General features: G+C 67.6%; 25 protein-coding genes. 4 read left to right on the plus strand and 21 right to left on the minus strand.

Annotated features, from left to right (window positions below; genetic code table 11):
• The first annotated feature begins 276 nt into the window (after positions 1 to 276).
• From ABD378_RS04405 to ABD378_RS04415, 3 genes are all read left to right on the plus strand, one after another.
• The gene (locus tag ABD378_RS04405; protein WP_344519032.1) at positions 277 to 909 is read left to right on the plus strand and encodes a hypothetical protein; all 633 of its coding nucleotides are present in this window, start codon (positions 277 to 279) and stop codon (positions 907 to 909) included.
• Positions 906 to 1,994 carry a hypothetical protein gene (locus ABD378_RS04410; protein ID WP_344519033.1) on the plus strand — a complete coding sequence of 363 codons (1,089 nt, stop codon included), beginning with the start codon at positions 906 to 908 and terminating at the stop codon, positions 1,992 to 1,994. Before ABD378_RS04405 ends, ABD378_RS04410 begins: the two co-directional genes overlap by 4 nt.
• Positions 1,995 to 2,223: 229 nt before the next feature.
• Positions 2,224 to 2,580, plus strand: coding sequence for a hypothetical protein (locus tag ABD378_RS04415; protein WP_344519035.1), 357 nt, complete (start codon positions 2,224 to 2,226; stop codon positions 2,578 to 2,580).
• On the opposite strand, the gene ABD378_RS04420 is transcribed toward ABD378_RS04415, so the two are convergent.
• The 15 genes from ABD378_RS04420 to ABD378_RS04490 all read right to left on the minus strand — a co-directional run bounded on the left by ABD378_RS04420 (position 2,577) and on the right by ABD378_RS04490 (position 14,323).
• Positions 2,577 to 3,272 (minus strand): hypothetical protein, encoded by a 696-nt coding sequence (locus ABD378_RS04420; protein WP_344519036.1) that lies wholly within the window; start codon positions 3,270 to 3,272, stop codon positions 2,577 to 2,579. The genes ABD378_RS04415 and ABD378_RS04420 overlap by 4 nt on opposite strands.
• Positions 3,269 to 3,991, minus strand: coding sequence for a hypothetical protein (locus tag ABD378_RS04425; protein WP_344519037.1), 723 nt, complete (start codon positions 3,989 to 3,991; stop codon positions 3,269 to 3,271). The genes ABD378_RS04420 and ABD378_RS04425 overlap by 4 nt, the downstream gene beginning before the upstream one ends.
• A 29-nt stretch (positions 3,992 to 4,020) precedes the next feature.
• Positions 4,021 to 5,349 (minus strand): WXG100 family type VII secretion target, encoded by a 1,329-nt coding sequence (locus ABD378_RS04430; protein WP_344519038.1) that lies wholly within the window; start codon positions 5,347 to 5,349, stop codon positions 4,021 to 4,023.
• On the minus strand, positions 5,346 to 5,651 hold the full coding sequence (locus tag ABD378_RS04435; protein WP_344519039.1) for a hypothetical protein: 306 nt from the start codon (positions 5,649 to 5,651) through the stop codon (positions 5,346 to 5,348). Before ABD378_RS04435 ends, ABD378_RS04430 begins: the two co-directional genes overlap by 4 nt.
• 40 nt (positions 5,652 to 5,691) lie before the next feature.
• Positions 5,692 to 6,534: a hypothetical protein gene (locus ABD378_RS04440; protein WP_344519040.1), complete on the minus strand. Its 843-nt coding sequence runs from the start codon at positions 6,532 to 6,534 to the stop codon at positions 5,692 to 5,694.
• 197 nt (positions 6,535 to 6,731) lie between these two features.
• Positions 6,732 to 7,268, minus strand: a complete 537-nt coding sequence (locus ABD378_RS04445; protein ID WP_344519041.1) for a hypothetical protein — start codon at positions 7,266 to 7,268, stop codon at positions 6,732 to 6,734.
• 319 nt (positions 7,269 to 7,587) lie between these two features.
• A complete protein-coding gene (locus ABD378_RS04450) occupies positions 7,588 to 8,046 on the minus strand; it encodes a TadE/TadG family type IV pilus assembly protein (protein WP_386546743.1) in 459 nt (152 codons plus the stop codon).
• A 2-nt stretch (positions 8,047 to 8,048) separates the two neighbouring features.
• Positions 8,049 to 8,549 (minus strand): TadE/TadG family type IV pilus assembly protein, encoded by a 501-nt coding sequence (locus ABD378_RS04455; protein WP_344519044.1) that lies wholly within the window; start codon positions 8,547 to 8,549, stop codon positions 8,049 to 8,051.
• Positions 8,549 to 8,926, minus strand: a complete 378-nt coding sequence (locus ABD378_RS04460) for a TadE family protein (protein WP_386544261.1) — start codon at positions 8,924 to 8,926, stop codon at positions 8,549 to 8,551. The genes ABD378_RS04455 and ABD378_RS04460 overlap by 1 nt, the downstream gene beginning before the upstream one ends.
• Positions 8,927 to 9,029: 103 nt before the next feature.
• Positions 9,030 to 9,281 (minus strand): hypothetical protein, encoded by a 252-nt coding sequence (locus tag ABD378_RS04465; RefSeq protein WP_344519046.1) that lies wholly within the window; start codon positions 9,279 to 9,281, stop codon positions 9,030 to 9,032.
• A gap of 79 nt (positions 9,282 to 9,360) precedes the next feature.
• On the minus strand, positions 9,361 to 10,296 hold the full coding sequence (locus ABD378_RS04470; RefSeq protein ID WP_344519048.1) for a type II secretion system F family protein: 936 nt from the start codon (positions 10,294 to 10,296) through the stop codon (positions 9,361 to 9,363).
• Positions 10,293 to 11,369, minus strand: a complete 1,077-nt coding sequence (locus tag ABD378_RS04475) for a type II secretion system F family protein (protein WP_344519049.1) — start codon at positions 11,367 to 11,369, stop codon at positions 10,293 to 10,295. Before ABD378_RS04475 ends, ABD378_RS04470 begins: the two co-directional genes overlap by 4 nt.
• 7 nt (positions 11,370 to 11,376) lie before the next feature.
• The gene (locus ABD378_RS04480; RefSeq protein ID WP_344519051.1) at positions 11,377 to 12,687 is read right to left on the minus strand and encodes a TadA family conjugal transfer-associated ATPase; all 1,311 of its coding nucleotides are present in this window, start codon (positions 12,685 to 12,687) and stop codon (positions 11,377 to 11,379) included.
• Positions 12,684 to 13,568, minus strand: coding sequence for a hypothetical protein (locus ABD378_RS04485; RefSeq protein WP_344519052.1), 885 nt, complete (start codon positions 13,566 to 13,568; stop codon positions 12,684 to 12,686). Before ABD378_RS04485 ends, ABD378_RS04480 begins: the two co-directional genes overlap by 4 nt.
• 17 nt (positions 13,569 to 13,585) lie before the next feature.
• A complete protein-coding gene (locus ABD378_RS04490; protein ID WP_344519053.1) occupies positions 13,586 to 14,323 on the minus strand; it encodes an RcpC/CpaB family pilus assembly protein in 738 nt (245 codons plus the stop codon).
• A gap of 646 nt (positions 14,324 to 14,969) precedes the next feature.
• Here ABD378_RS04490 and ABD378_RS04495 point away from each other — a divergent pair.
• Entirely contained in the window at positions 14,970 to 15,869 is a 900-nt protein-coding gene (locus tag ABD378_RS04495; protein WP_344519054.1) for a S1 family peptidase, read from the plus strand.
• 89 nt (positions 15,870 to 15,958) lie between these two features.
• Here the strand turns inward: ABD378_RS04495 and ABD378_RS04500 are convergent, their stop codons facing one another.
• From ABD378_RS04500 to ABD378_RS04525, 6 genes are all read right to left on the minus strand, one after another.
• Positions 15,959 to 16,570 (minus strand): aldehyde dehydrogenase family protein, encoded by a 612-nt coding sequence (locus ABD378_RS04500; RefSeq protein ID WP_344519055.1) that lies wholly within the window; start codon positions 16,568 to 16,570, stop codon positions 15,959 to 15,961.
• 1 nt (position 16,571) lies between these two features.
• On the minus strand, positions 16,572 to 17,192 hold the full coding sequence (locus ABD378_RS04505) for a hypothetical protein (protein ID WP_344519057.1): 621 nt from the start codon (positions 17,190 to 17,192) through the stop codon (positions 16,572 to 16,574).
• Between the two features lie 31 nt (positions 17,193 to 17,223).
• Entirely contained in the window at positions 17,224 to 21,810 is a 4,587-nt protein-coding gene (locus ABD378_RS04510) for a DUF6531 domain-containing protein (RefSeq protein ID WP_344519058.1), read from the minus strand.
• Between the two features lie 117 nt (positions 21,811 to 21,927).
• On the minus strand, positions 21,928 to 22,569 hold the full coding sequence (locus ABD378_RS04515; protein WP_344519059.1) for a hypothetical protein: 642 nt from the start codon (positions 22,567 to 22,569) through the stop codon (positions 21,928 to 21,930).
• A 104-nt stretch (positions 22,570 to 22,673) separates the two neighbouring features.
• Positions 22,674 to 23,231, minus strand: coding sequence for an NUDIX hydrolase (locus tag ABD378_RS04520; protein ID WP_344519060.1), 558 nt, complete (start codon positions 23,229 to 23,231; stop codon positions 22,674 to 22,676).
• A 55-nt stretch (positions 23,232 to 23,286) separates the two neighbouring features.
• The gene (locus ABD378_RS04525; protein WP_344519061.1) at positions 23,287 to 24,084 is read right to left on the minus strand and encodes a hypothetical protein; all 798 of its coding nucleotides are present in this window, start codon (positions 24,082 to 24,084) and stop codon (positions 23,287 to 23,289) included.
• Positions 24,085 to 24,121 lie beyond the last annotated feature (37 nt).

Consider the following 24,121-nt stretch of genomic DNA (forward strand, 5'->3'; position numbering starts at 1 on the left):
CCGAGTTGCACCGTAAGCCCAGCTCTTCCTGAGCGGTTGCCGTCCCGTGATTGACCGCCCGGAACAGCATTCATCCCCACGCGTCACAGTTCCGGAACGGATTCGCTGCGCCCACGTAGCACTTGGAGACCCTTCACTTCCGTCACCGCACGGAACGCGGGAGCCTTCACAAGACCCACCAGTACTGGAAACCCACGACTGGTAACGTCGTCCGGCTCCATTCTCTCCTGCATACAAGTCGAACTCTGGGGGACTGCAATCGTGGCCCGTCGCACCATGCCCATCGTGACCGCTCTGGTGACGAGCGCGGCTCTGCTTCTGACTGCCTGTGGGGGCGGTGGGAGTGATGACTCCTCGGACAAGATCGAGGGTGCGGGGGGCGGCTCGGAGAAGTCGAAGTCTTCGCCGCCCGCGAAGCCCGGCGAGCCGGACCTCGGCCTGCCGAGCGACCTGAAGGTCGAATTCGGCTCCTCAAAGCCCTCCGATCTGCGTCACGCGGCGGCTCAGGAGAACGCCGAGAACTACATCCGGGCCCTCAATCACGGGATCACGGCTCAGGACCCCAAGGATCCGGCGTACCAGTTCTATTCGTTGGGCAATGCCACCCGCTATGCGCAGAAGCAGATCAAGTCGTGGGTGGACGACAAATGGACCGCCACAGGAACGGACAGCTACTACCGCGCCAAGACCGACAAGGTCGGCACGGCAGGCGTGCTCGTCACCATGTGCCGCGACCAGAGCAAGTTCTACGGCAAGAACGTCGAGACCGAGAAGATCAGGTACACGAAGCCGAGCCTCGACGACTACCAGGAATTCCGTCTCCTCATGAAGCAGCCCAAGGGTTCGGAGAAGATCTGGAAGGTGCTGCAGATCGAGGTCGAGGGTCGAGTGAAGGAGTGCCGGCGATGACATCCTCACGACGTGCAGTGCGATGGTCCGCGGCATTGGCGGCGACAGCCGTGCTGTGGTCGGCCGGAGCCGCCCACGCGGCAGGGCCGGGGGACAACACCACCCAGCCTCCGTCCAGCGAAAAGCCGAGCGGCGGATCCGACAAGAACGGCAACCTGTCCGCCGGGGTCTCCTCGATCCAGCTGTCGTACCCCACCGGTGGTGACGGCGGCGGCAAGAAGGGCAACCTCGCCCCGATCGACCCCAACTGGGAGCCACCAGCCTGCTGGTACGAGCCGGCCTTCACCTCCAAGGAACTCAAGGAGTTCGTGGACAAGGACGGCGGCGGCGACGTCGGCATTCACGAGTCCTGGTTCGGCAAGGGGCTCTGGACCGACCACTACCGGGACGGCAAGCCTGCCGACAATTTCGACCTGCACGCGGACTCGAACAGCCAGGCCGAGGGCTACAAGGACTACAACGAGGGCAAGGACGGACGCTTCTGGCGAGGCGTGGCGCCCGACTCCTCGGACCCCAAGTCGTGGGACTGCGGCCGCATCATGTTCTGGGTGAACGCGAACGAGATCCCGGACGACCCGAACGCCCCCACGCCGAAGATGCTCGCCGAGTACGCGTACGACAAGGTGAAGGTCCCCGACACCAAGGTCGAGCTGAAGCCCGAGGCCAAGTCGACGGTGAACCTGCCCACGTGGGTCTGGCTGGACAAGGGCACGTTCAAGGACGTCACGGTCCGCGCCGAGCTCCCCAACACCCCGCTCTGGGCGGAGACCACGGCAAAGCCGAAGAGCCTCCACCTGGAACCGGGCACGGCGGACGCGGAAACCTTCCCCTCGTCCGGCGAATGCAAGATCAACGAAGACGGCAGCATCGGCACGCCCTACACCAAGGGCAAGTCGAAACAGGACCCGCCGTGCGGCATCAACTACCTCCGGGCAACGGGCGGAAAGCCGTACCAGCTGACGGCCTCCATCACCTGGGAAATCTCCTGGGAGGGCTCGGGCGGCACGGGCGACACGATGCCTGACGGCACCTTCGAGACGACCCAGGACATGAACGTCCAGGAAGTCCAGTCGATCAACCGCTGAGGTATCGCCCAATTCGGGGAGTTCGACTGGTAATTCGCTGGGGGGGGGACGCAGGGATGCCGGGTTTCGGGTTTCGGGAATGGCGTTGACCGCGATTCGCGGCCGTGGTTCTGACTGTCGCCCGGACAGACGGACGGACGCATGAACGGACGGACAGACCTGCTTCCGAAGGGGCACGCGATATCGTCGCTTCCCGTCGGCGGGACGCGGAGAGCAACGCAAGGGGGACATGACGATGGCCGGTAAGGGCAAGAGCGACCTCGCGCTGCCGCTCAGCGACCTGGAGGACTACGGAGGCCGGTTGCGGTCCGTGAAGGACCGGATGAACCGCACGAAGAAGACCTTCGAGTCCTACAAGGACGACATCGGCGACGGCGGGGTGTACGACGCGCTCGAGGACTTCGAGTCCAACTGGGAGGACGGCCGCGAGGACATCACCCAGCAGCTGGACGCGCTGGCGGACATGTCCGACGCGGTCGTACGAGAGTTCAAGAAGCTGGACGACAAGCTGGCGAAGGACGTCTCCGAGGGCGTGAAGGACAAGGGTGGCAAGGGGAAGGGCAAGGGCAAGGGAGAGGGCGACTAGCAGGTCGCCCGAGCCTTACCCGGTTCACCCTCAAGTGGATTCTCAAAGCTGACCAGTTCCGTGATCTGACGGAGCAGCGTCCTGTACTCCTCCCGGCGAGCCGCAGCCGCGGTGCTCAGGGTGAGGACTGCCATGCGCTTACCCGTTGGATGCGGGAGGTGGGCGTGGAGTTGAAGCAACGGGCCTCGGGGGTGAGGGAGGCCTGTTGCGGGGGCCGGTGCCCGCAGGGTTTCGCTGAGGGTGGCCGGACCGCACGGCAGGTCGGCGTACTCGACGCGAGTGTGGTGGTCGGCGGTGGCCACGGCCCGGGCGGCAGCGAAGGAGCGTGGGGCCCACGCCGTGTCTCTCCAGGTGATCGTGAAGAGGGAGAGGAGGGGGCTGCCGTCGCCGTTCTCCGTGTCGTCACGGTGCAGGCCGATCGAGCTGTGGACCGTGCCGATTTCCCGTAGGGCCAGCAGGAGTTGTTGGGCCGTGGCCAGTTGGGCGATGAGCGCCTGACGGCTCGCGGCGTCCGGAGCAGCTTCGAGGAGCGGGCCCAGGGCGATGTGTAGCTGGGCCGCGGCAGGGGTGCCGGGGGTTGCGAGGATGGTCACCAGCGGGAGGTCGGTGAAACCCGCGGGGAGCGCGTACCAGATCGCCGTGTCGGGGGCATGGACGGAATCGTGGAGCGTGAAGCGGGGGACAGCGCTCATGTTTTGCTCTGATCGGCCTGTTCGTTGTCGCGGTGCCGTGCATCGCGGGGGTGTGGGACCGGGTCGGGCAGTCTGGCTCCGGCGCGGCGCGCACGCTCGAGAGCTGCGGGGCTTGCGTCCCACCCAGCGTTATCGGTGCGCCGGTTGAAAGCAGTTCGCTGATAGAGCAGGTGCAGGCGCTTCGGGGCTTTGGCGTTGCGGCCTGGTGCTGCGACCACGGCCAGGAAGCGGGGGTCTCCGGCGAACCAGATCGGTTCGATCTCGGCCTTCAGCCGCGGGTCTGTACGAGGGCCACCGATTCGCCTCATCCACCAGTGCTGGCGGCCATGGGCGAGGAACACCAACGGGATCTTCTCCGCGGGGCTCTCCGGATTGAGGAGCTCGAACCACATTCCGTCCTCCGGCGCCTCGGGGTGCTTCCCCAGGCCACGGGGGACGTCGGCGAGGACCTGCCAGGGGTACTGCGACAAGACGCGCTGCATGCGTACGGCTGCGGGAAAGTAGCCCTTGAGCTGGAGGTAGACGCGGTGGGGCGCGTAGAGGAAGTACGGCATGAAGATCCACACGACCCAGTCGGGCGTGTTCGTGGAGATGCCGAGGAGCGCGATCCACCCGCCGATCCAGCCGACGAGGCCGACGGCGTTCATGGCCATGTGCTGGAACCAGGCACGACGTGTCGGCGGATGGTCCCAGGCCGTGGGGTGATCGGTGAGGTTCATCGGAAGGGTCTCTCTTCAGGGGGAGATGGTCAGGGGAAGGCGTGCCGGGCAAGATCGATGAGTCCGCCGCTGTCGAGGCCGAGCCGTACGCCATCCACCCCGGTGGTGCCGCCCGTGGCCGTGTCGTTGTCGAGTGCCTCCGCAGCACTGACGGCCAGGCCGTAGCCCGCTGTGGCGACGCCGAGCGAACTGGACGTCACCTCGACGACTCTCCCGGCCTTCTCGGCGTCCGATGCGCCGCGCACCGTGAAATCGAGGAACGGGTTGCCCAGGCGGGAGATGGCACGGGCCTCGTCCACGGTCTTGGTCCCGACGGTGGTCAGTCGCTGCCCGAGGGTGACGGCTTCGGCTCCTGCGCTGAGGCTGCGTACCGCTCCAGCGCCTCCCTTGACGATTGCGCTGAGCCCGGGTGCCATGCCCACCACGTCGCTCGTCACCCCGACAGCATTGCCCCAGAAGTCGGAGTCCAGCTCGCACTTGGTGACGCCGTCCCACAGGGATGCCTGCACCGCCGGATCCGAGACCCGCAACCCGACTGCCCCCGCACTCAACGCCCCCGCCACCAACAACAAGACCGCAGCCGCAACCCCACCCGTAACGACGAACAACGCGACCAGCCCCACCACCCCCGCCACAAAGCTGAGGATGTCCGGCAGGTTCTCGGTAAGCCACTCGCCGATCTCCTCGAAGAGACCCGGCTCTTTGGGTGCCAGCTTTCTCGTCGCGTCGCGGATCTTGCGAGCCCGGTAGCCCGCCTTCTCCTCGTGCTCCGAGGCCAGGCGCCGCGCCTTGCCGAGGATGCGGTCGAGCTCGGCCTGGGCTTCGTCGACCTTGCCGGTGGCTCGCTTCAGGGCAGCCTTGCGGTCGTCGGCCCCGTCCGGCACCTCGGAAACCCGACCCTGCGCCGCCTCCACCGCGGCCCTCGCGTCCTTCGCGTCCTCGTTCAGGAGCTTCGCGCGCCGTTGGAACTCGTCGAGCTCGTCGTGCCAACGACACAGCTGCTTGGCCGCCTTCGTCAGCGAATGCGCCGCATTCTTGAGGTTCAGGGGAAGCGGGCCCCCGTCGATCTGCTCGCGGAAGGCGACCGCCGCGTCGCCTTCCCAGTAGCTGCCGGCCATGAGCTTGGTGACCTGGCCGTGGGTGTCGTCCAGAACCTTGGCGCAGTTCGCGAGCTTCTTGTGCAGGGAGCGCACCGTGTCGGGACTGCCGGGTACGGGGTTGAAGCCCAGCGCCGGGTAGGTGGGGTTCGGGATGTGGGGCGCGGACTTCAGGCCCTGGGGCTTGGTCAGGTCGTCCAGGGTGCCCTGGTGGGAGGAGGCGGACCGGCGGGGGGTCTCCTGCCCCGGCGCGTACGTCATCCCTTGTTCCGCCTCGCCTTCTCCAGGGCCTCCGCCAACGCCTTGTCGACCTCCTCGTAGCTGTCCTTGCTCTGGCCGATGATCTTCGCGAGGTCCTCGGTCTGCTCCCCGATCTCTTCCGCGCCGTACTTCCAGTCCGACTGGAAGTCCTCGCAGGCGCAGTCGAGATCGTCGGTGCCCAGGCCGGTGATGGTCGCGTTGCTCAGGGCCTTGCGGAGACCCTTGAGGGAGTCGGTGGATCTGTTCAACAGCTTCATGAAGTGGGCGAGTTCGTCACCGTCGGTCTTGAGCTTGTCGGCCATGGAGGGCTCCTGGGCTGCCGGACCTGGTCAGGGGCCAGGGTCAGCGGTTCACGGACTGGATCTCCTGGACGGGAACCCGCTGGGTCGCGCCGAAGGAGCCGGACGGCAGCGTGCCGCCCTCGCCGGTGGTGCTGGTCCAGTGGATCTTCCAGGTGAGGGTGGCCCGTAGGGGGTACGTGGCGTTCGCCCCCGGGGAGCGCCGGTACGTCACCCCGCAGGGCGGTACCCGGTTCGCCTTGCCCCGCGCGTAGGGCTCGCCGATGCCGCCGCCCCGCTCGGCGAGAGCGCAGCTCCCGGATGCCGGGAAGACGTCGGCGTCTGCCGTGCCCGGCTCGATGCGCAGGGACTCCGGCTCGGCGGTCGTCGTCGCCGAGAGGCCCGTACCGGGCAGGCTCGCGGAGACGCTGACCTTCTTGAACCTGCCCTTGTCCAGCCAGACCCAGGTGGGCAGATTCACCGTGGATCTGCCGCTCGGGGCCATCTTGATCTCGGTGCCGGGGACGGGGAGTTCGTCGTACGCGTACTGGGCGAGGATCTCCGGCGAGGCCGCCATGGGCTCGGCCGGGGTCTGCCCCTTGTCCACCCAGAAGGGCTGCCGGTCGCACGACGTCGCCTCGGGGTCGTCCTCGCGGTTCGGGTTGACCACCGACGCCCAGAACATGCCCTCGCCTTGCTTGGAGAGGTTGTAGTTCTTGTACGGATGGCCGTCCTTGTAGCGGTGATCCAGCGCTTCGCTGATGACGTGGCCGATCCCGCCGACGAGCGGAGCGGTCGCCCCGAAGGTCCGCCACGCCTTGACGACGCTCTGGATCTCCTTCGGCGAGAACGCGGGCTCGTACCAGCAGGCCGGGGAGGGGCGGCTCCCGGCCGTGACAGGGGTCAATGTCCCCGTCTTCGACGAGGCAACGCTGCCGCTGACTGCCGTGCGGATCCTGGTCTGAGCGTGGATCTGGCCACCGCTCGAACCGCCTGTGGCGGCGACGTCCCTCTTACCGGCTCCGCCCGTCCCGATGCCAAAGGCGGGCAACGACCACGCAGCCACTGCCAGAACCACCACCGTCACCGTGGCGCAACGGCCCTTCACCGCGGGAGGCACGTGTCAGCCCCTCGCTTCGAGAATCCCTCAATGCTCTGCCAGACACCCTTCGAGTTCAGTGTCAGCCGCGTGTTGTAGAGCACGTAGTTGTCATCGCGCCGCGTCTGGCCGGACTTCCTGGTCTTGCCGGTCCTACGGTCGGTGTTGACCGCGCCGCTCTCGTCGGCGCAGTAGACGAGCGTCGCCGTCTTGTCGTCGACGACGGTCACCCGGCGGTCGAAGTAGCGGATCGTGCCCTTGTAGCTGATGCCTCCGTCCAGGAAGCTCTGCACGTACTTGACCTCCGACAACAAGGTCTCGCCCTTGTTGTAGAAGCGCAGGGCGGCAGAGGTCGGAGTGCCTCTGACGATGGCATCGCTCTCGGCGTCGATCCCGCGCTCGCTGTCCGCGAGCACCGCGTCCTTCGCCGCATCCCCCGTCCTCCGCCCCTCAAAGACGTTCTTCACGCCGTTCGGCAGTTTGATCACCGGCCGCTCGATGGCGTCGCCCGTGGCGGAAGGTGACGGCCCCGCCGACGTCACGGTCGATGAGTCCGCACCCGCGATCCTGTCCGAACCACCCGGCTCGCCCCCGCTGCACCCCACCGCCAACAGCGCAACCGCACCCACCCACGGCAACCCCACCCTCATACCCACCCGGCCCGACCTCCTGTACCTCCCGCAAAGGGGAACAGGCGGTAAAACCCCCCGCCCCCGCCGAAGGTCACCGCAAGATCGAGGACCGGCAGAGTGAAAGTCGGATGAGTCGGGTGACCCTCCGGGTGGACGGGCCCCGGACCTCGGACCTCGGGCCCCGGACCGCGGACCTCGGCCCCCTGCCCCCGGACCCCGGGGTCCATCCTCAGCCGACCGCGTTCTCCGCCACCGCGCGCCCCCGCACCGTCACATCGCCGCCGTAGAACATCCCGGTGAACACCGGGCTGTAGGTCAGCTGGACCTCGACCTCGACCTGATTCGCGTTCGCCGTCACGCACTGCGTCGCCGCGACGTCCGCGCCGCTCATGCCGGTCGAGCGTGCGTACTGCTGCGCTCGCGCGCCGCAGTTCTCGAAGTTGATGGGCGCGCCCTTGGCGCCTTCGTATATGCCCTCGCGGTCGATGTCCTGCGCCGCGTAACGCGCTGCCTGTTCCGCTATGTCAGCGGCCCGCTCCCGCTTGGAGATGGACAGGCCGCCGTCGATGACGAACGCCGACAGCGAGAGGAAGACGAGCGCGAAGATGATGACGGCGCCCGCACCCGAGCCGCGGTCGTCGAGGCGTTCGCGGCGGGCGGCGGCCCATTCTCGTATGCGAGGACTGATGCTCACGCCGACCTCCGGAGCGGGTCCAGTGAAGAGCTGAAGCTGGCCTTCAGTGTCGTCTCCATATCAAGGCCGAGGATCGCCAAGCCCCTTACCTGACAGCTCACTTCGACCGTGAAGAACGTGCCGGACTCAAAGCCCGTGCTCGTCTGGTTGACGCTGACCGGACCGACACACATGCCCTCGAGGTCGGCCTCCGCCGCCGCCTTCGCCTCGGCCATCGCCGTGCCCTGGTCCTTCTGGATCGAACCGGCACGCGCGGCGTCACGCGCCGCCCCGTCAACGCCTCCCCGGGCGTCGACGAGCTGGCCGAAGGCCACCAGGATCAGGATGAAGAGGATCATCACGGGCGCGAGGATGACCACCTCGATGGTCGAGAGCCCTCGGTCCGACCGGCTGATCGAGAACCTCCGGTCCGACCGGCTGGTCGAGAGCCCTCGGTCCGAGCGGCCGCCCGACGCGCGCATCCCGTGGAGGACGGCACGGGCCCATGCGTTCCTCATCAGCCGTTGTCCTCCACGAACCGCTCCACCGGGCCCGACGACTGCGCGCGCACCGTCATGTCGAGGCCGGGAAAGACGGACGGCACCTTCGCGGTGATCTCCACGCCGACCGTGTTCGCCTTCGGCTCGACCGTCTTCACGTCCGGGCCGAGCACCAACTGCGGTCCCAGCTGCTGGATGTAGTCGTCGACCACGTCACGCGCCTCGCCCCGCCATCCGCCCGGGTTCTCGTCGGCCGTCGCGCGGGCCTTGCGCGCGCCCGCCTGGGCCGCGGCCTGGGCGACGTGATCCGCGAAGAAGTACAGCGCGAACTGCACCGTCGCGAAGATCATGAAAAACAGCACCGGGGTGAGCAGCACGAACTCGATCGCGGTCATGCCGGATTCACCGCGGTTGGAGGCTGCCTCCACCCTGCGGCGTACCCATCGCTTCACACGCCCGCGCACTCGTCCCCGCCTTCGCTCCCCGGTAACCGACTGATCAGCAGGTCTTGCCGGCGTCGGCACCCTCGATGCAGTCCTTGACGTCTTCCGCGCCACCCTTCAGCGCACCGTTGATGACGGCGGCGACCACACCGACGATCGCCACGACGACCGCCGAGATGATGACCCACTCGACCGCGGACGCACCGCGGTCGAGCTCGCCGGAGCGGGCACGCTGCACGCGGCCCTTCAGGAAGGTGACCAGGAAGTCCATAGCCGGGATCCCGGTGTTGAAGTTCCGTCCGTTCATGGTGAGTTGTCCTCTCAGGAGTGGGGGGAGGTTGTCGGGCCGCCCCCGTCGGCCGGCCCGTCCGTCGCCGTAAAGATCGCTAGACCTGGAACACGCGCATCGCCGCCGGGAAGATGAGGAAGACCAGGAAGCCCGCGCAGAGAAGGAGCTGAGCGACGAGCATCGACTGCGACTTCTCGCCCGCGCTGCCCTCGATCTCCGCCATCTCGCGGTGCCGCATCGTCTCCGCACGGGAGGCGAGCGACTCGCGCACCTTGGCTCCGTCGTCGGCCACCAGGCCGAGCGAGGCCGACAGGTCCTTGAGCTCTTCGACACCCAGCTGCTCGCCGAGTGAGCCGAGCGCCTGCCACTGGCTGATGCCGGTGATACGCGCATCGGCCAGCGCACTTCGGATACGTTGCGTCGCCCAGCCGTCGGAGATCTCCGCCGCCGCCATCAGGGCCTCGGGGAGGCCGCGGCCGCCCGCCAGGCTCATCGACACCAGGTCCAGATACGCGCCGATGACGCGACGCAGGTCGCGCCGCTTGTCCGCGGCGTCCCTGCGCACTTCGAGGTCGGGAAGGAAGAAGAAGAGGACGCCGAACATCAAGGCGAGCCAGACCGGGATGATCGGGCTGCGACCGACCCCCAGCGTCCAGATGATGACGAACATGAACGGCCCGAAGAAGACACCCGCGGCCGCCAGCAACGTCTTCGTGGCCAGGAACTTCTCCCAGCTGCGGTCGAGCACCGCCAAGTCGGCCCGCAGCGAGCGCTGTTCCCAGCCCTGCGCGAGGTAGAACTCGGCGACCCGCATGCCCACCCGGGAGCGCGTCGAATCCAGTCGGCCGGAGTTCTTCCTGGCGTCACCGGACGGTGAGCGGTGCGACTCGTAGGCCGCGCCCCGCGCCCGCATCGCGTCGATCCGCGCGACGGTCGCGACCGCGCTCCGCTTGGAGGGCATCAGGGCACGTACGAGGGCGTAGATGCCCAGGCCCATGATGGCGCCGATCACTATCGGCATCGTCAGGCTCATCGACGTACCCCCTCCGGGTTCGAATAGCCGGTCGGGCCGGGCTGACCGGGATGACCGGGCTGACCCGCTTGCCCTGGCTGACCCGGCTGCCCGTACGGACCGGCCGGACCCGTCAGCGGCGCCTGCTCACCCGACCCGGCGGGGGCGCCCCCGCCCGGGCCCCGAGGTCGCACGAACTGCACGCCGGGCTCGTCCCTGACCAGGAAGCGGTCCGGGGTCTCCACCGTCGAGAGCTTGCGCAGCCACCAGAAGCCGAGCGCGAACAGGCCGCAGACACAGGCGAGTACGAGCTGCCCGACCGGCGTGCCGTAGGGCGCGACGAAGTCGCGGTTGAAGATCGAGAGGCCGAGTACGAACGCGATCGACACCGCGACCACGATCTGCACCGACCGCCGCGTCGACGCCCGCTGCGCCATCACGCGCTGGCGCATGTCGACCTCTTCGCGCGCCGACTTGGCGAGTGCGCCGAGCACCTGGCGCAGGCCGGGTCCGCGCAGCTTCGCGTTCAGGATCAGCGCCGCCACGATGATGTCGGCCGACGCGTCGTCGATCTCGTCGGCGAGGACCTGAAGGGCCTCGGGGAGCGGCGTACGCGCACGCAGCCGGTCCACCAGAGCGTCCAGGTGGGGGCGGAGCACCGGTGCGGCTGCCCGCGCCGAGGCGGGGATCGCCTGCTCCAGGCCGACCGCGCCTGCGATGGTGTCGCGCAGCGACTCCGTCCACGCGGCGAGGGCCTCGACACGCTTCATCTGAGCGCGCTCCTCGGCCGCGCCGCCGAACAGCTTGTCCCAGAAGAAGACGAGGATGCCGGATGCGATGCCCGCCACCGCCCAGCGCGTGAGCAGCAGGACGATCAGGCCCACGCCGATCGCGAGCGAGCCGCGCCGGCCCGCGAAGCGGATGAGTTCGCCCATCCGCTCGCTGGCCCGCTGCTTCTCGTGCTCGGGCTTCACCGGCAGTCCGCGCAGCGCCATCGCGAGGACCGCGAGGCCGCCGCCGACCGCGAGGCCGCAGCCCAGTGCGTACAGGACGGGCAGCGAGAAAAGGCCGCCCATCGAGCCGAGTGAGTTCATGTCGTGCTCACCCCCATTGCCCGGCGGGGCGGTAGCCGAACGCGGCCAGGTCGTCCATGCAGGCTATCGGCGCGTGCGCGACGACCTGCCCGTTCGAGGCCTCCGCGAAGACCTCACTGGACAGGACGCGGCCGTCGACGCCGTTGACCTCGCGGACCGAGGTCACCATGCGCTGGAGCTTGCCGCCGGTCTGGTAGTTGTTGCGCCGCTGGATGAAGACGACGAAGTTGACGGCTCCGGCCACGAGCATCTGGCTGGCCTCGATGGGCAGCCGCTCGGTGGCCTGGAGGGCGTACGTCGAGATGCGGTTGAAGACCTCACTCGAGCTGTTGGCGTGGATCGTGGAGAGCGAGCCGTCGTTGCCCTGCGACATCGCGTTGAGCATGGTCACGATCTCGTCGCCGAGCACCTCACCGACGATGACGCGGGAGGGGTTCATACGGAGCGAACGGCGTACGAGCTCCGCCATCGAAATGGTGCCCTGCCCCTCGGAGTTGGGCAGGCGCTCCTCGAAGGCGACGACGTTCGGGTGCAGATCGGCGTACTGGTCGAGGCCGAGCTCAAGGGCTCGCTCGACGGTCACCAGACGCTCGTGCGGCGGGATCTCGTTCGCGAGCGCGCGAAGGAGAGTGGTCTTTCCGGCGTTCGTCGCGCCCGCGATCATGATGTTCTTGCGGGCCCGCACCGCGCACGCCATGAAGTGCGCGACCTCGGGCGTCACCGTGCCGTTGCCCACCAGGTCCGACATGAAGACCTTGCCCATGCGGGCACGTCGGATGGAGAGCGCGGGGCGCCGCGTGACGTCCATGACGGCCGACAGACGCGAGCCGTCCGGGAGCCGGAGGTCGAGCTGCGGGTTGGCGGAGTCGAAGGGGCGGGAGGAGAGACCCGAGTAGGCACCGAGGATCTGGATGAGCTCGATGAGCTCCTCGTCCGTCTCGGCGACCGGGTCGCCCTTGGCCTCGCGCCCGTCGGCGTATCCGACGAAGACCTGGTCGTACCCGTTGATGTCGATGTTCTCGACCTCGGGGTCGTCGAGCAGCGGCTGGAGCCGTCCGACGCCGAAGAGCGCCGCGTGCACGGCAGCCGCGTACTTCTCCTCGGTCTCGGCGTCCAGCGGTGTGCGCCCGGCGTTGATCTCTATCCGGGCGTACTCCTCCAGGATCTGGGCGATGACGGCGCGGGCGTACTGCCGCTCGTCCTCGCCCGACATGGGGGTGACGCCCGAGACCTGGTCCAGGCGGCGCTGCTCGGCGATGCGGTCACCGGCGTCCTGCCGGAACCGCTTGACGAGCTGGTGATCGACGGGAACGCTCATCGGCCGGCCCCGTGCGCGCCGGCTCCGTGCGCACCGGCTCCGTGCGTGCCCTGCATGCCCTGTGTGCCCGCGGCCGGGTTGGCCCAGGCGGCGCCGTACTGCTGGTACAGGTCGACGGTCACCTTGCGGGCCGAGCGGATCAGCATCGACTTGTCGAGACGGCCGCGCTTGCGGCCCGCCAACTGCTCGGCGCCCGCCGGGTCCTCGGCGAGCGTGCCGACGACGCGGGCGCCGGTCTGCGCGGCCACCAGCATGTCGTTGACCTGGTGGACGAGCTTGGCGGACGTCGAGGGGTCGGCGATCAGGAGTACGCCGATGAGCGGGGTCGCGAGCGACGCGGCCCCACGGGATCCGCCGTGCAGCTTGGCCGCGAGGGCGGCGGCACGGTCTCGTACGCGGGCGATGGCCTCGGGCTCGGTCCGCGAGACGAGCAGCACGAGGGCCGCCTGCGGAAAGAGCTCGACGGCCGGGGTGTCCCCGCTGACGCGGCCGCAGTCGGCGATGACGTCGGCGGGCGCGTGCGGGGAGTCGGCGAGCTGCGAGAAGGCGCGACCGAGGGTCGGCCAGAGCCCCGCGAGCCCGGCGGCCTGCTCGGCCACACCAAGACCCACGAGCACTTCGAGCCCACCGGCCAACGGCTGGGTGTGGTCCCAGAGTTGGTCGGGCACGAGGCCGCGGCGAGCGGTGGCCGCGATGCTGAGCATCCCGGTGTTGGGGTTGAGCGGTCCGCCGTGCGCGGCGGCACTGCGGTAGACCAGGTCGCCGCCTGCGGGGTCGGTCTCCGCGACCAGCACGCGCCGCGGCCAGACGGCTGCGAGCGCGACGGCCGCGGTGGTGACTCCGGGAGACCCCTTGTCTGCGGCGAGAGCAATGAGCGCCATGTCTCTTCTACTCGCCTCTAGTTGCCGTTGGGAGACACTTGGACGAGAGCGACCTCACCGGCGGACGCGGCCCTGGTGACGGCGGCGGCGTCGGCGCTGTCCACCTGGAGCGTGACGCCGAGGGCGCCGGTGCTCACGGTGGCGTCGCTCGTGTCCGCGATGGAGCTGACGCGGGCGGCCGAGACGATGGGCGAGTCACCCGTACCGGCGCTGCCGGCGGAGCCGCCCGTCTCCTTGTCGCTGGACCCGGACGAGGCGGAGTCGCCCACCTGGTAGACGTCCACGGTGTCGCCGGCCTTCAGGCCGTCCGCGGGGTACTGCCCCTCCTTGAGGGAGACGCCGACGGCCGACTTGCCCGCGGGCAGGCCGCTCTTGCTGGAGAACATCTCGCCGACGGCCACGGCGCCCTTGGGGATGGTGTTGGTGGCCTTGAGCGCCTTCAGCTTGTCGACCTGCGACCACTTCACGTAGTTGATGCTCGTGTCGTCGGCGACCATGACGGAGGTGACGTTGTCGTCACTCACCGACTCCCCCGCAGGGATCTCCGCCGTCACCTTCACGACCTCGACACGGTCTCCGGCGCGCAGCACGAGAACGGTGGCGCCGAGGGCGCCGATGAGGATGAGCAGAACGGCCAGGGCGGCGAGTGCCGGTTTGCGCTCGCGAGGCGGCGCGGGAAGGCGCTCACCGACCGCTGGCTGAACCGGCGCGGCGGAACGGCTGTTGCCCGCCCCCGTACGCTCTTGGATCTTCACGCAACTGCTCCCCGCACGCCCAAGAAGATTCGGTCATTTTCAGACACTCGCGACTCTCTTCGCCCGCCTCGGGCGGGCTATTCAGCCCCAGGCACAGTGTCAAGTCATCGCACCGTATCAGCAGCACATAAGCCCCTCAAGGCGCGTTAAGACTGCCGCGGCCCGTACCCCTCATCGTTATCCACGCGCAATCCGTACTCCATGGTTCCCACGCATTCCTGGACGGGAAGAGGAGACAAGGATGTGCGTACGCGAATAACTACCGTTTGCGCAACGGGCGCCGCAGGGCGCGGTGATGAGGAACACCAGCTGATCGGTGACTGATCGGTGACTGATGAACGGTTGATCCATCAGCCGGACGGATGACGCCGGGAGGGGTGGGGGTGGTTCCCGGGGTGGGTGGAGTTCAGCCATGACGGTGGTGGGGGGCGCCGCGTGAAGCCGGGGGGGGAGCCCCGGGGGGCGAAGAGCGCCCCACTCCCAAATGAACCCCCACCCACCCTCCTCCGTCTCACAGTCCGGCACGCCAAGACCCCCGTAGCAACGGCGAGTCAGTCGGTCGGCGTACCGCACAACTCGGCGTGCCGCATAACAGAATCCTGCTCTGCTCGACCTCTGCTCGACACGGAAGAGAAATTCAACCCCCATGAGACTTTCCTTTCCCTCGCACGTACGACGTACCTCACGGAGGGCGTCTCGTAAGACCCTGGCGGTAACCGGCGTAGCCACGGCGGCGCTGGCCATGCTGGCCACCGGCACACCCGCCGCGCACGCGATCATCGGCGGCACCGAAGTCTCCAACGACGCCTACCCGTTCATGGCGGCCGTGATGGACAAGGGGTCCGGCAGCCCGCTGGACCGCCAGTTCTGCGGCGGCAGCCTGGTCACCGCGGACACGGTGATGACGGCGGCCCACTGCCTGGTGGACGACGCGGGCAAGCCCCTGAAGCCGAAGAAGCTCCAGGTGGCGGTCGGCCGCACGGTCCTCTCCGCCGCCGGCCAGGGCCAGATACGCAACGTGGCCAAGGGCGGCGTAGTGGTGCACCCCCGCTACCTCAAGGGCCAGGAGGCGTACGACGTAGCGTTCATCCAACTCAGCAAGCCGGTGCGGGGCATCTCCCCGGTCGCCCTCCCCACGCAGGGCACGGACGCGCTCATCCGCCCGGGCCAGAAGGCGACGGTCACGGGCTGGGGAAACACGGACACGGAACTCCCCAACACTCCGGACCGCCTGCGCCAGGTAAAGGTCCCGATCCTCTCGCACGCGGAATGCGGGACGAGTTACGGGGAGTACGACTCAAAGGTCAATTTCTGCGCGGGAGTTGAGACGAAGGACTCCTGCCAGGGCGACAGCGGCGGCCCCATCTTCCGCAACGTCCCCGGCCGCAGGGCCCCGATCCAGATAGGCGTCGTCTCGTACGGGGACGGCTGCGGCGGCCAGGGCGCTCCGGGGGTCTACACGTCGGTGAGCTCGTCGAAGCTGTGGAAGACGCTGGATGAGTCGGCTGCGGGGAAGAAGGTGAAGCGGGGGTTGAACCGCCGCTGAGCCGGACTGATCCGGCGCGTTGATCACGCGGGCGGGGGAGCCGGTAGCGCCCCTCGGGGCCGAGGCTCTCCCGTCGGCATTACTGGTCACTAACCACGAACATGGTCTGAGAACTCAGTGATCAGGCTCTGAGGATTGGCTGCCTCTGTCGCCTCGAGCTCCCATTCAGGGCGGTCCATGTCGAAGACAACAATCGGCACTGCCCTACCGAGGGCGGCTTCTAGTTGACCACTGGCATGCAGGTGGCGGGCAATGTCAATGCATACTTCATCGAAGTCAAGTACAAGCTGCTCGTCCACAACATCCCGCATGTCCTCCACCCCGGCCTCGACTTGTGGTCGTTCCAGGGGTCCAACCTCACCGTCGTACCAAATCCCCTTGTTCCTCATCTCCTGCACGTAGAGCTCGCCACCGACGGGATCCTCGGGAACGCGCCCGAGCATTTCGAATCCCTCCAACAGCCAATAGGAATACTCCCACCGAGCCGCTCCCTCGTACGAGCACTCCGTGTCCAGTACGCGGCGGACCTCACTCTCGGTGTTGTAGCCGATGGTCACGTACGGGAATCGGGGGTCGTAGTTGACACGCCAGATGCTGAACGAGACGACATAGATCTCAGGCTTGAGCGCCTCAGGGAACCTCGCCAGGATCTCCTTCGCGCCCCGACGCATATGGTCCCGGAAGGCCATGGGAACACTCACGTCAGAATCCCCAGGGATTGGGGTGCGGATCGAGCGTGGAGTCCTCCGACCAGACAAGGCGAATCTCCAACTGATCCCCCAGAAGATCGGCCAGGCGGTCCACCATCCACCCGTTCCAGCAGACGCCGATGGGAAATTGCGTAGATCTGAACGCCGGGAGCTCGGCGGGAACCGCATCCGGCCGGAACACCGAGGTCTGGATTCGGCCGAGCTGGTCCGGAGGCGACGACCTCTGCGGATCGAGGCAGTCGACCGCGCGCTCCACGAGGTAGAGAAAGTACTCATCTTCCTGGAGTACCGGGGGCCTCGATGACTTTTCAGGATATTCAATGTGCACCGGCAAGAGGCTGCCGGCCCTAGTGAGGTCGTTTCTCAGGTGATCAACCACACGGCGACTGAGAGCGGGCGTACTGGGGTCCCCATTGGGGAAATCGCTCTTACGCCACCGCGGGTCGCCTCCCCATTCGGCAGTGAAATCAGTGGGGTGGTCCCCCTGGGAGCCATTGAGCTGCCAGCGCATGACATCCACCACAGTATTGTCGAGGCGAAGGACTTGAAACTCCCGCATGCTTGGCAGTAGCCGATACACGGAAAGGGGCCTCTTCTGGTCTTCACTCGTCATACGCTTGCCACCTTCTGCCTTCTGCTTTCCGTCAGGGGGTCAGCCTCGTCCAGGTTGCGGTGGGTGAAGGTTTACCATTCACCATCTGACTGGGTGAAAGTTCATGTTGCACCTGTTTCCCGATGCTTCGCAATTCCTGACGGATCGAGTCACCGATCTTAGCGACGCTATGGCCTTGGGCCAAGCCGATCCGCTCCGTGGCCACCAGATGCTGGTTGAGCCTGATAAGGAACTTGTCGCGATGCGTGAAGTTGTGGGGCTTCGCATGGCCCAAAGGTATCCCGTTCGCCGCATCGTTGATATCGACGTTGTACCGCTTCAATAGATTACGGCTGTCGACGGCGAGGGACTTCGGTCGTTTGATTCCGGAGGGAACAATGTGCGCCGCCGCCTGGCCGGGCAAGACGGGGCGTCCGTCCGCTGCCAGGTTCTTGCCGAGGATCGCGGAATTGCAGAGAAGCCCCAAGTAGTCGGTCCAGCGCTGGGGATTGGCCACATAGGCGCGCGCGTTGGGCCCCGCGTCAAGTCCCAGGGGGTCGGGACTGATGTAGGTCGCAGTGGTCGGGTCGTAGTGGCGGAGGTTGTTGTAGTGCAGTTCGGTCTCGGGATCGAAGTACTGGCCCGGGAACCGGAGAGGGGTGGAGGTCCTGGCATCCGCACTCCACGTGGTGAGCCCCCAGAGCGTGGTATCGGACCGCCAGGCGACGATGCCTTCCTCGTCGACGAGTTCAGTCGGGGCACCAACGAGATCGGTGACGATGGCGAAGAAGCGTTCGTCGATGTCTCCTGAGGTCGCGCCGCCCTGGGGTGCACCATCCATCGTCGTCCGTACAGTCTGGGCGACCGGGATCAGGCCGTCACGATCCCACGTGATCGTTGTCGACTCGTCGGTGCTGCTCGACGGCCAGGTCGTCTGCTCCACCAAGTGCGGCCCGTCCCAGACGAAGCGGATCTCCTCAATCACCGACTCCCCGTCCGCGGCGAGCCGCCGCTTGGCGACGCGACGCCCGAGTGAGTCATACGCGTATCGCCAGCGGGTGCCGTCCGGGGTGGTGACAGCAGTGAGGCGGTCCTCCCCGTCCCAGCTGTACCGCCAGATATCCGGCTTGCGGGACAGCCGTGTCTTACGGCGCAATACGACACGTCCGGCACCGTCGTACTCGTAGTGGACGGAGCCGGCGCGCTTGACACGGCTGCCGGTGTAGGAACGATCGCCCCGGGCGTCTGCGCCGTGAAACCGGTCCGGCCACGTAGCCCGCGTCTGATTGCCCGACGCGTCGTAGGCGTACGACTCGCTCCAGCCATCGGCTCGCACGGCCGTGACATGGCCCATCGTGTCGAGATCGAATTCCCTCCGACCGGTCGCGAAGTCGTCCATCGAGATGGCGTTGCCGTCGGCGCGGTAGGCGTAGGCCCGGCGCAGGTGCGGCGGTGAGCTGCCCGGGCCGGTCAACATCTGCCCGGTGAGGCGTCCCTCGGCATCCCAGCTCAAGGCGAGGGATGTGCCCGTACCGCCGATGCCGCGGGCGACCTCGCGCCCAAGGTCGTCGTACGCAGACGTCAGGGTGTGGCCCGAGGCGGTGAGCATCGTGCGGCGCCCCGCCGTGTCATAGCGGTACGTGCTGGTGGCTCCCGCAGGAGTGGTACGTCGGACGGGACGACTCAGAACGTCGTACGACGTCGTCAGCGCGCGACCGTCGATGGCCTCTGTGGTCTTGCGGCCCACTTGGTCGTACGTGTACGTGAGCGTGGCATCGGGGCTCACAGCCCTCAGCACACGGCTCGCGGCGTCGTGCATGTAGACCGTCGTCACTCCGTCCACGCACTTCTCGACCTGGTTCCCCACCGCGTCATAGGTGAAGGTCGTTGTCTGCCCCACGGCATTGGTACGACTGAGGAGTTGTCCGGCTGCGTCGTACTCGTAGGCGATGGTACGGCCGTCGAAATCGGACTCCGATGTGAGCCTGCTTGCTGCGTCGTACGCGTAGTCCCATGCGAGCCCGGCGGGTCCCATTACCTGAATGAGCCTCAGCTCGGCGTCGTGGGTGAAGGTGTAGCGGGCTCCGTCCGGTGTGGTGCGGGAAGCCAGCAGCCCGAAAGCCCCGTAGGTGTGGCGGGTGACCTGACCGAGCGCGTCGGTGTGCGTCAGCCAGTTGTCTTCACCGTCATACGTCCAGGACTCGATGGAGCCGTCGGGGTGTGTCCTGGCCGCCATCTGCCCTTCGACGGTCCAAAGGAGTCGCGTCGTCGCGCCCAGGGGGTCGCCAACGGCAGTTTGGCGGCCGAAGGAGTCGTACTCGTACCGGGTCACCGCGCCCAGCGGGTCCGTCGCAGTGAGCTGCTGCCCGGCCTCGTTGTTCGTGAAGCGGGACACCGCCCCCAGCGCGTCCGTCACCGATGTAAGAGCACCGGTTCCATCACGGGTGAACCGCGTGGTGGCCCCGTCGGCTTCTGTCAGCGAGGTGCAGTTGCCCCGCTCGTCCCACTCCTGCCGCACCACACTGCCGTCATAGGAGGTTTGCTCCTCCGGCAAGTTGAGGTCGTTGTAGCTCACTCTGGAGGTGGCCCCGTCGGGCAGGTGGACGACCGTGAGGTTGCCCATGCCGTCCCGCTCCATGCGGAGAGTGCGCCCCAGCGCATCGGTCCAGGACAGCATCTGGTCGCGGTGGTCCCACTCCTGGCGAACCGTGTTCCCCAGGGGATCGGTCTCGGCGACGAGCTGGTAGGAGTCATTGAACTGGAAGCGCGTGCTGAATCCGAGTGCGTCGACCACGGTCGTGACGTGTGCCTCGTCGTCATAGTCGAAGGTGTTGTTGAGCAGGCCGTCCACTCCGCGCGTAGCCACGCAACGACCGCCAGCGTCGTACTCGTACCGGTACCACGCGCCGTTGCGGTCCTCCCAGCCGTTGATGCGGTGCTGGTCGTCGTGGAAGAGCTTCTGTGGCTGTCCGGAGGAGTCGTACACCTCGGCCAGGCGACCGTGCTCGTCGTACCCGTAGCGAATCAGGGTGGGTTGCTCGGGGTGGCTGCGCAGGGCCAGTTCTGTGACCCGTCCGTCCGCGCACGTCACGCCGACGCGGTAACCACCGTGGTGGGTGACCTCGTCAGGCATGCCGTCGGCGTCGTAAGTGACCCCGATGGTGTTGTCGTTGCGGTCACTGATCACGGCCAGCGGAAGCTCGTCAGGGGAACCCCCCTGCAACGGTCGGAAGTGAAGACTCAGGCCGACCTCGGGCTGCTCCACTGTGAGCGTGCCACCGGGGTGACCATCCCAGCTCAACGGCCAGGCCGGGCCCTCCACGGGGAGGACAGGCACGTCCTGTTCCGGCACCGGGTAGACGAGGATCATCCCGTCGGCGGTGGCAAGCAACGCGCCCGTGGCGTCGAGTCGCAGCCGTTGATCGAGGGTGGAGGTCCAACTTTGCCCGAAGAGGCGGCCGTTGTTGACGCTCGTGCGGTAATGGCGCTCCAGCACAAGAGGAAGCACGCCACTCAGCTCAACGTCGGTTGCGGACATGACCATGTCGCCGGTGGCCATGTCGATCGGGTCGCCGCAGGTGAAGAGCTTCTTCACCTGCCGCCCCATGGCACGCGCGCCCTTCCCCAGGCCCTTTGCTCCAAGAGCCAGGCCCTTCATCCCTGCCTTGAGGCCCATCATGCCCTTGGCGAGGCCGCGGAGGGAGGTCAGGCCCTTCATGCCGGGGATGCAGTCCAGGGCGGCGAAGGCGACGTCGAGTAGCCCTGCTTCTCCGTTGGCGTATTTGTTGAGGGTGTCGGCGAGGACGACGAGTGCGGCGATGAGGACGATCGCGCCGAGGATCGGACCGCCGATGATCATCGCGATGATCCCCAGGACGGCGACGACGACCTTGCAGACGGCGACGATGGTGTCCCAGTTGTCGGTGACCCAGTCGCCGACCTCCTCCCACCACTTGCGGTTCTGGATACCGGCGTCGGAGGCGTCTTCCAGCTTCTTCTTCGCCGTCCCCGCGGCGTCCTCGCGCATCTTGCGCGCGTCCTCGGCCATCTTCTTCGCGGCGTCGAGGTTGCTCTTCGCGGCGGAGACATCCGACTTCGCGGCTGTCTGGGCCTTTTCGGCGGAGGTGGCGTTGCGGGTGGCGGCCTTGACCTTGTCCGGGTCGGGCTTGGGGACGTCCTTGGACTTGGAACCGCCGTCGTCGTCCTTGTACTTGTCGGCTTCCTTGCCCGCCTTGTCCATCCAGGAGTCGGCGGAGGTGAGCCGGGTCTGGGCGGAGGACAAGTCGCCTTGCGCTTCGCGGCCCTTGACCAGGGCCTTGTCGGCGAGGGCCTGGGCGCGCTCCAGCTCCGGCCAGTACGTCGACAGCGCGTCGCCCGCCATCTCGTAGCTCTTCTTGAGCTTCTTCAGCTTGCCCGGCGCGTCCTCGAACTCCGCCGTGAAGGACTCCGCGGTCTTGCCCGCCCAGGTGAGGATCGCGTCCTCGCCCGCCATCCCCTTGATGTCACGGAGCACCTTCGACACGTCGTCGGCGAAATCGTGCAGGTTCTTGGCCAGGTTCCGGACCCGGTCCGGATCACCGGGAGTCGGGTCCTTGTCCAAGTCCAGGACATGCCAATCCGCCGGACGATTCCCCGCCATGCCGCAACCCCCGCCACTTCCGCCCCACAACTACCCGTACGCACATGCGAAGTTACTATCTGCGTGCGGCGTACGGGAAGGCGGCAGGGCGGTAGAGCGTCAGCGCTTGGGCGCCGCCTACTCCGCGAAGCGGAACGTAGACGTCACCGCGTCGAAGATGTCGAAGAACGACTCCGCCAGGTCCAGGACCTGGCTGCTTCCCGCCACCAGCGCGACCTTGCCCTCCTGGCCCGGCACCGGGATGAACGTCTGCATCAGTACGACGCGGATCGTGCGGTCGTCGCCGGGGACCGAGACGTCCTCGATGCCGTAGGTGCGGGCCGCCAGCCCCACGCCCGGGATGTCGACCGTCGTCACCTTGCGGTACGTGTCGCCCTCGCGCTTGGCCTCCCGTACGCCGAGCTGGGCCACGATCGCGGCGGGGTCCGTCGGCATCACTTCGCCGCTCGACGTGCGGGCGCCGACCAGGGAGACCGTGACCGAGCCGGTGATCGGCACATCGCCGCCGAAGCTCTCCGCCATGCAGCCGCAGTACAGGGCGCCGGACTGCCAGGCCTCCTTGGACGCCTTGCGCAGGAAGCCCTCGAAGGTGTTGCGGTGCGGCTCCAGCTCGGGGCGTTCGCGTACGCGGTCGTTGATCATCTGGCGGATGCTGGCGTCACGCGACTCCGGGCGGACGTCGAACTCCCACCAGGTCTCCGGCACCTTGATGCTGAATCCACCGCGCTCGATGGTCTGCGCTTCCGTGTAGCGGGCCATGGTCGTCCCCGTCCCCTCGTTGGCTCTGGCAGGTCAGCCTACGAGGGGTCCGACCGGGCGAGGGCTGGGGCCCTGCGTAGGCGGCACCCGGGCAGCCGGTCCGGCTAGACGGGTCCCTCCTCCTGGGCTTGCACTACTCGCGCGATCAGATCGTGGATCAAGAATTCGCCGGGCGAGCAGTTCTCTTTGAGGCGGGCGAGGTCGTCGGGGCCGAACCAGCCATAGGCGGAGTGCTTGGACCATTCCGGGGCGGGATGGTCCAGGTCACCCTCGACCTCGATCAGATAGTCGGCCTCATGACGGATTCCAGCTCCGTCGTCGCCGGACCAGGCACTGGTGCCGAGGAACCGGCACACTCGCCGAAGATGCCAGCCGGTCTCTTCCTCGACCTCTCGCGCGAGCGCGTCCAGGAGGGTTTCTCCCGCCTCGACGTGGCCGCCCACGATGTCCCACGCGCCGGGAAAGAGGTGGCGATCCGGGCTTCGCTTCTGAGCGAAGGCTTCGCCCTTGGAGTTCAGGATGACGGCGCCGACCGTCCAGACCTCGCCGGGGGCGGGAACAGGCACCTCGATGTCACGGTCCACGGAGAAGGGCCGGCTGCGCGCGTCGGCTCGGAAGTCGTGGTGTTCCGTGTCCCGGTCGGCCGCCCTCACGTGCTTCATCTGATGGAGCTTTCCATGAGCCGGGAGGGCAATGGGCGGTCGGCGGTCGGCGCGGCTAGTCGCGCAATCTCGCGTGGGCGAAGGCGAGCAAGTCCTCCAGGTCGATCTCGCGCGGGGCAGCCGCATCGGGGTCCTGCGGAGGGCCCGCCGCCGTTCCCCACTCCCCCAGCAGCCACGGCCCGTCGTGCCACTCGACCCGCCACACCTTCCCGTGGCGGTTCTCGAACTCCACGAAGCTGCCGGGGGCGTTCTCCAGCAGGCGGAGTTCCTGCTCGAGGTTCTGTTCCTTGGTGAAGCCCCGGCCCCGGTTGGTGCTCCGTCCTCGTGTGCGGGTGTTGGCGTAGCGCATCTTGAGGTACGGGACCGGGTCCCGGCGGTCGAACTCGTTCAGCCGCAGCATGCGGTAGCGGGTGATCGCCTCGTCGAGCGTCTCCCGTCCCGAGAACTCATGGGCGTACGCGGGGAATACGAGGCGTACGTGCGGCGTCAGGTCGGGATTCTCCACGCGGTAGAAGCCGTGGGTCTCGGGGGCTATGCCGACGACCACGTCGAAGGCGCGATGCTCGCCCGCGGCCGTCCGTGGTGGGGTGAAGCCGTCCGCCGTGCCGAGGTGGGGGTTGCGGGCGAAGATCTCCGACTCCCGCTCCCGGGCGAACTTCATTGTGGCGACGGCCAGTTCCTCGTCGAACCAGTCGCGACAACTCAGCTGCAGCAGGCGGCGTCCGTCGGCGGACAGTGCGCCGGCGAAGTTCAGGGTGCGTACCGGGGACCAGTGCCAGGCGTCGGGCAGGCCGGGGAGCGGGGTGACGTTCTTGAAGCCGTGCACTGCTGCTCGGATTGCTCGGGTGTCCATGCGTCGACGCTAGCCCTCCCCCGCCCCTCCCTGCGGC

This window comes from Streptomyces rectiviolaceus, assembly GCF_039533825.1.
GTDB classification, from domain to species: Bacteria; Actinomycetota; Actinomycetes; order Streptomycetales; family Streptomycetaceae; genus Streptomyces; species Streptomyces rectiviolaceus.

What these genes read in the sequence shown, in the direction of transcription:
- ABD378_RS04405 (WP_344519032.1), top strand. Translation starts at nt 277, where the DNA reads ATGCCCATCGTGACCGCTCTGGTGACGAGCGCGGCTCTGCTTCTGACT.
- ABD378_RS04410 (WP_344519033.1), top strand. Translation starts at nt 906, where the DNA reads ATGACATCCTCACGACGTGCAGTGCGATGGTCCGCGGCATTGGCGGCG.
- ABD378_RS04415 (WP_344519035.1), top strand. Translation starts at nt 2,224, where the DNA reads ATGACGATGGCCGGTAAGGGCAAGAGCGACCTCGCGCTGCCGCTCAGC.
- ABD378_RS04420 (WP_344519036.1), bottom strand. Translation starts at nt 3,272, where the DNA reads ATGAGCGCTGTCCCCCGCTTCACGCTCCACGATTCCGTCCATGCCCCC.
- ABD378_RS04425 (WP_344519037.1), bottom strand. Translation starts at nt 3,991, where the DNA reads ATGAACCTCACCGATCACCCCACGGCCTGGGACCATCCGCCGACACGT.
- ABD378_RS04430 (WP_344519038.1), bottom strand. Translation starts at nt 5,349, where the DNA reads ATGACGTACGCGCCGGGGCAGGAGACCCCCCGCCGGTCCGCCTCCTCC.
- ABD378_RS04435 (WP_344519039.1), bottom strand. Translation starts at nt 5,651, where the DNA reads ATGGCCGACAAGCTCAAGACCGACGGTGACGAACTCGCCCACTTCATG.
- ABD378_RS04455 (WP_344519044.1), bottom strand. Translation starts at nt 8,549, where the DNA reads ATGAGGAACGCATGGGCCCGTGCCGTCCTCCACGGGATGCGCGCGTCG.
- ABD378_RS04460 (WP_386544261.1), bottom strand. Translation starts at nt 8,926, where the DNA reads ATGACCGCGATCGAGTTCGTGCTGCTCACCCCGGTGCTGTTTTTCATG.
- ABD378_RS04465 (WP_344519046.1), bottom strand. Translation starts at nt 9,281, where the DNA reads ATGAACGGACGGAACTTCAACACCGGGATCCCGGCTATGGACTTCCTG.
- ABD378_RS04470 (WP_344519048.1), bottom strand. Translation starts at nt 10,296, where the DNA reads ATGAGCCTGACGATGCCGATAGTGATCGGCGCCATCATGGGCCTGGGC.
- ABD378_RS04475 (WP_344519049.1), bottom strand. Translation starts at nt 11,369, where the DNA reads ATGAACTCACTCGGCTCGATGGGCGGCCTTTTCTCGCTGCCCGTCCTG.
- ABD378_RS04480 (WP_344519051.1), bottom strand. Translation starts at nt 12,687, where the DNA reads ATGAGCGTTCCCGTCGATCACCAGCTCGTCAAGCGGTTCCGGCAGGAC.
- ABD378_RS04485 (WP_344519052.1), bottom strand. Translation starts at nt 13,568, where the DNA reads ATGGCGCTCATTGCTCTCGCCGCAGACAAGGGGTCTCCCGGAGTCACC.
- ABD378_RS04495 (WP_344519054.1), top strand. Translation starts at nt 14,970, where the DNA reads ATGAGACTTTCCTTTCCCTCGCACGTACGACGTACCTCACGGAGGGCG.
- ABD378_RS04505 (WP_344519057.1), bottom strand. Translation starts at nt 17,192, where the DNA reads ATGACGAGTGAAGACCAGAAGAGGCCCCTTTCCGTGTATCGGCTACTG.
- ABD378_RS04510 (WP_344519058.1), bottom strand. Translation starts at nt 21,810, where the DNA reads ATGGCGGGGAATCGTCCGGCGGATTGGCATGTCCTGGACTTGGACAAG.
- ABD378_RS04515 (WP_344519059.1), bottom strand. Translation starts at nt 22,569, where the DNA reads ATGGCCCGCTACACGGAAGCGCAGACCATCGAGCGCGGTGGATTCAGC.
- ABD378_RS04520 (WP_344519060.1), bottom strand. Translation starts at nt 23,231, where the DNA reads ATGAAGCACGTGAGGGCGGCCGACCGGGACACGGAACACCACGACTTC.
- ABD378_RS04525 (WP_344519061.1), bottom strand. Translation starts at nt 24,084, where the DNA reads ATGGACACCCGAGCAATCCGAGCAGCAGTGCACGGCTTCAAGAACGTC.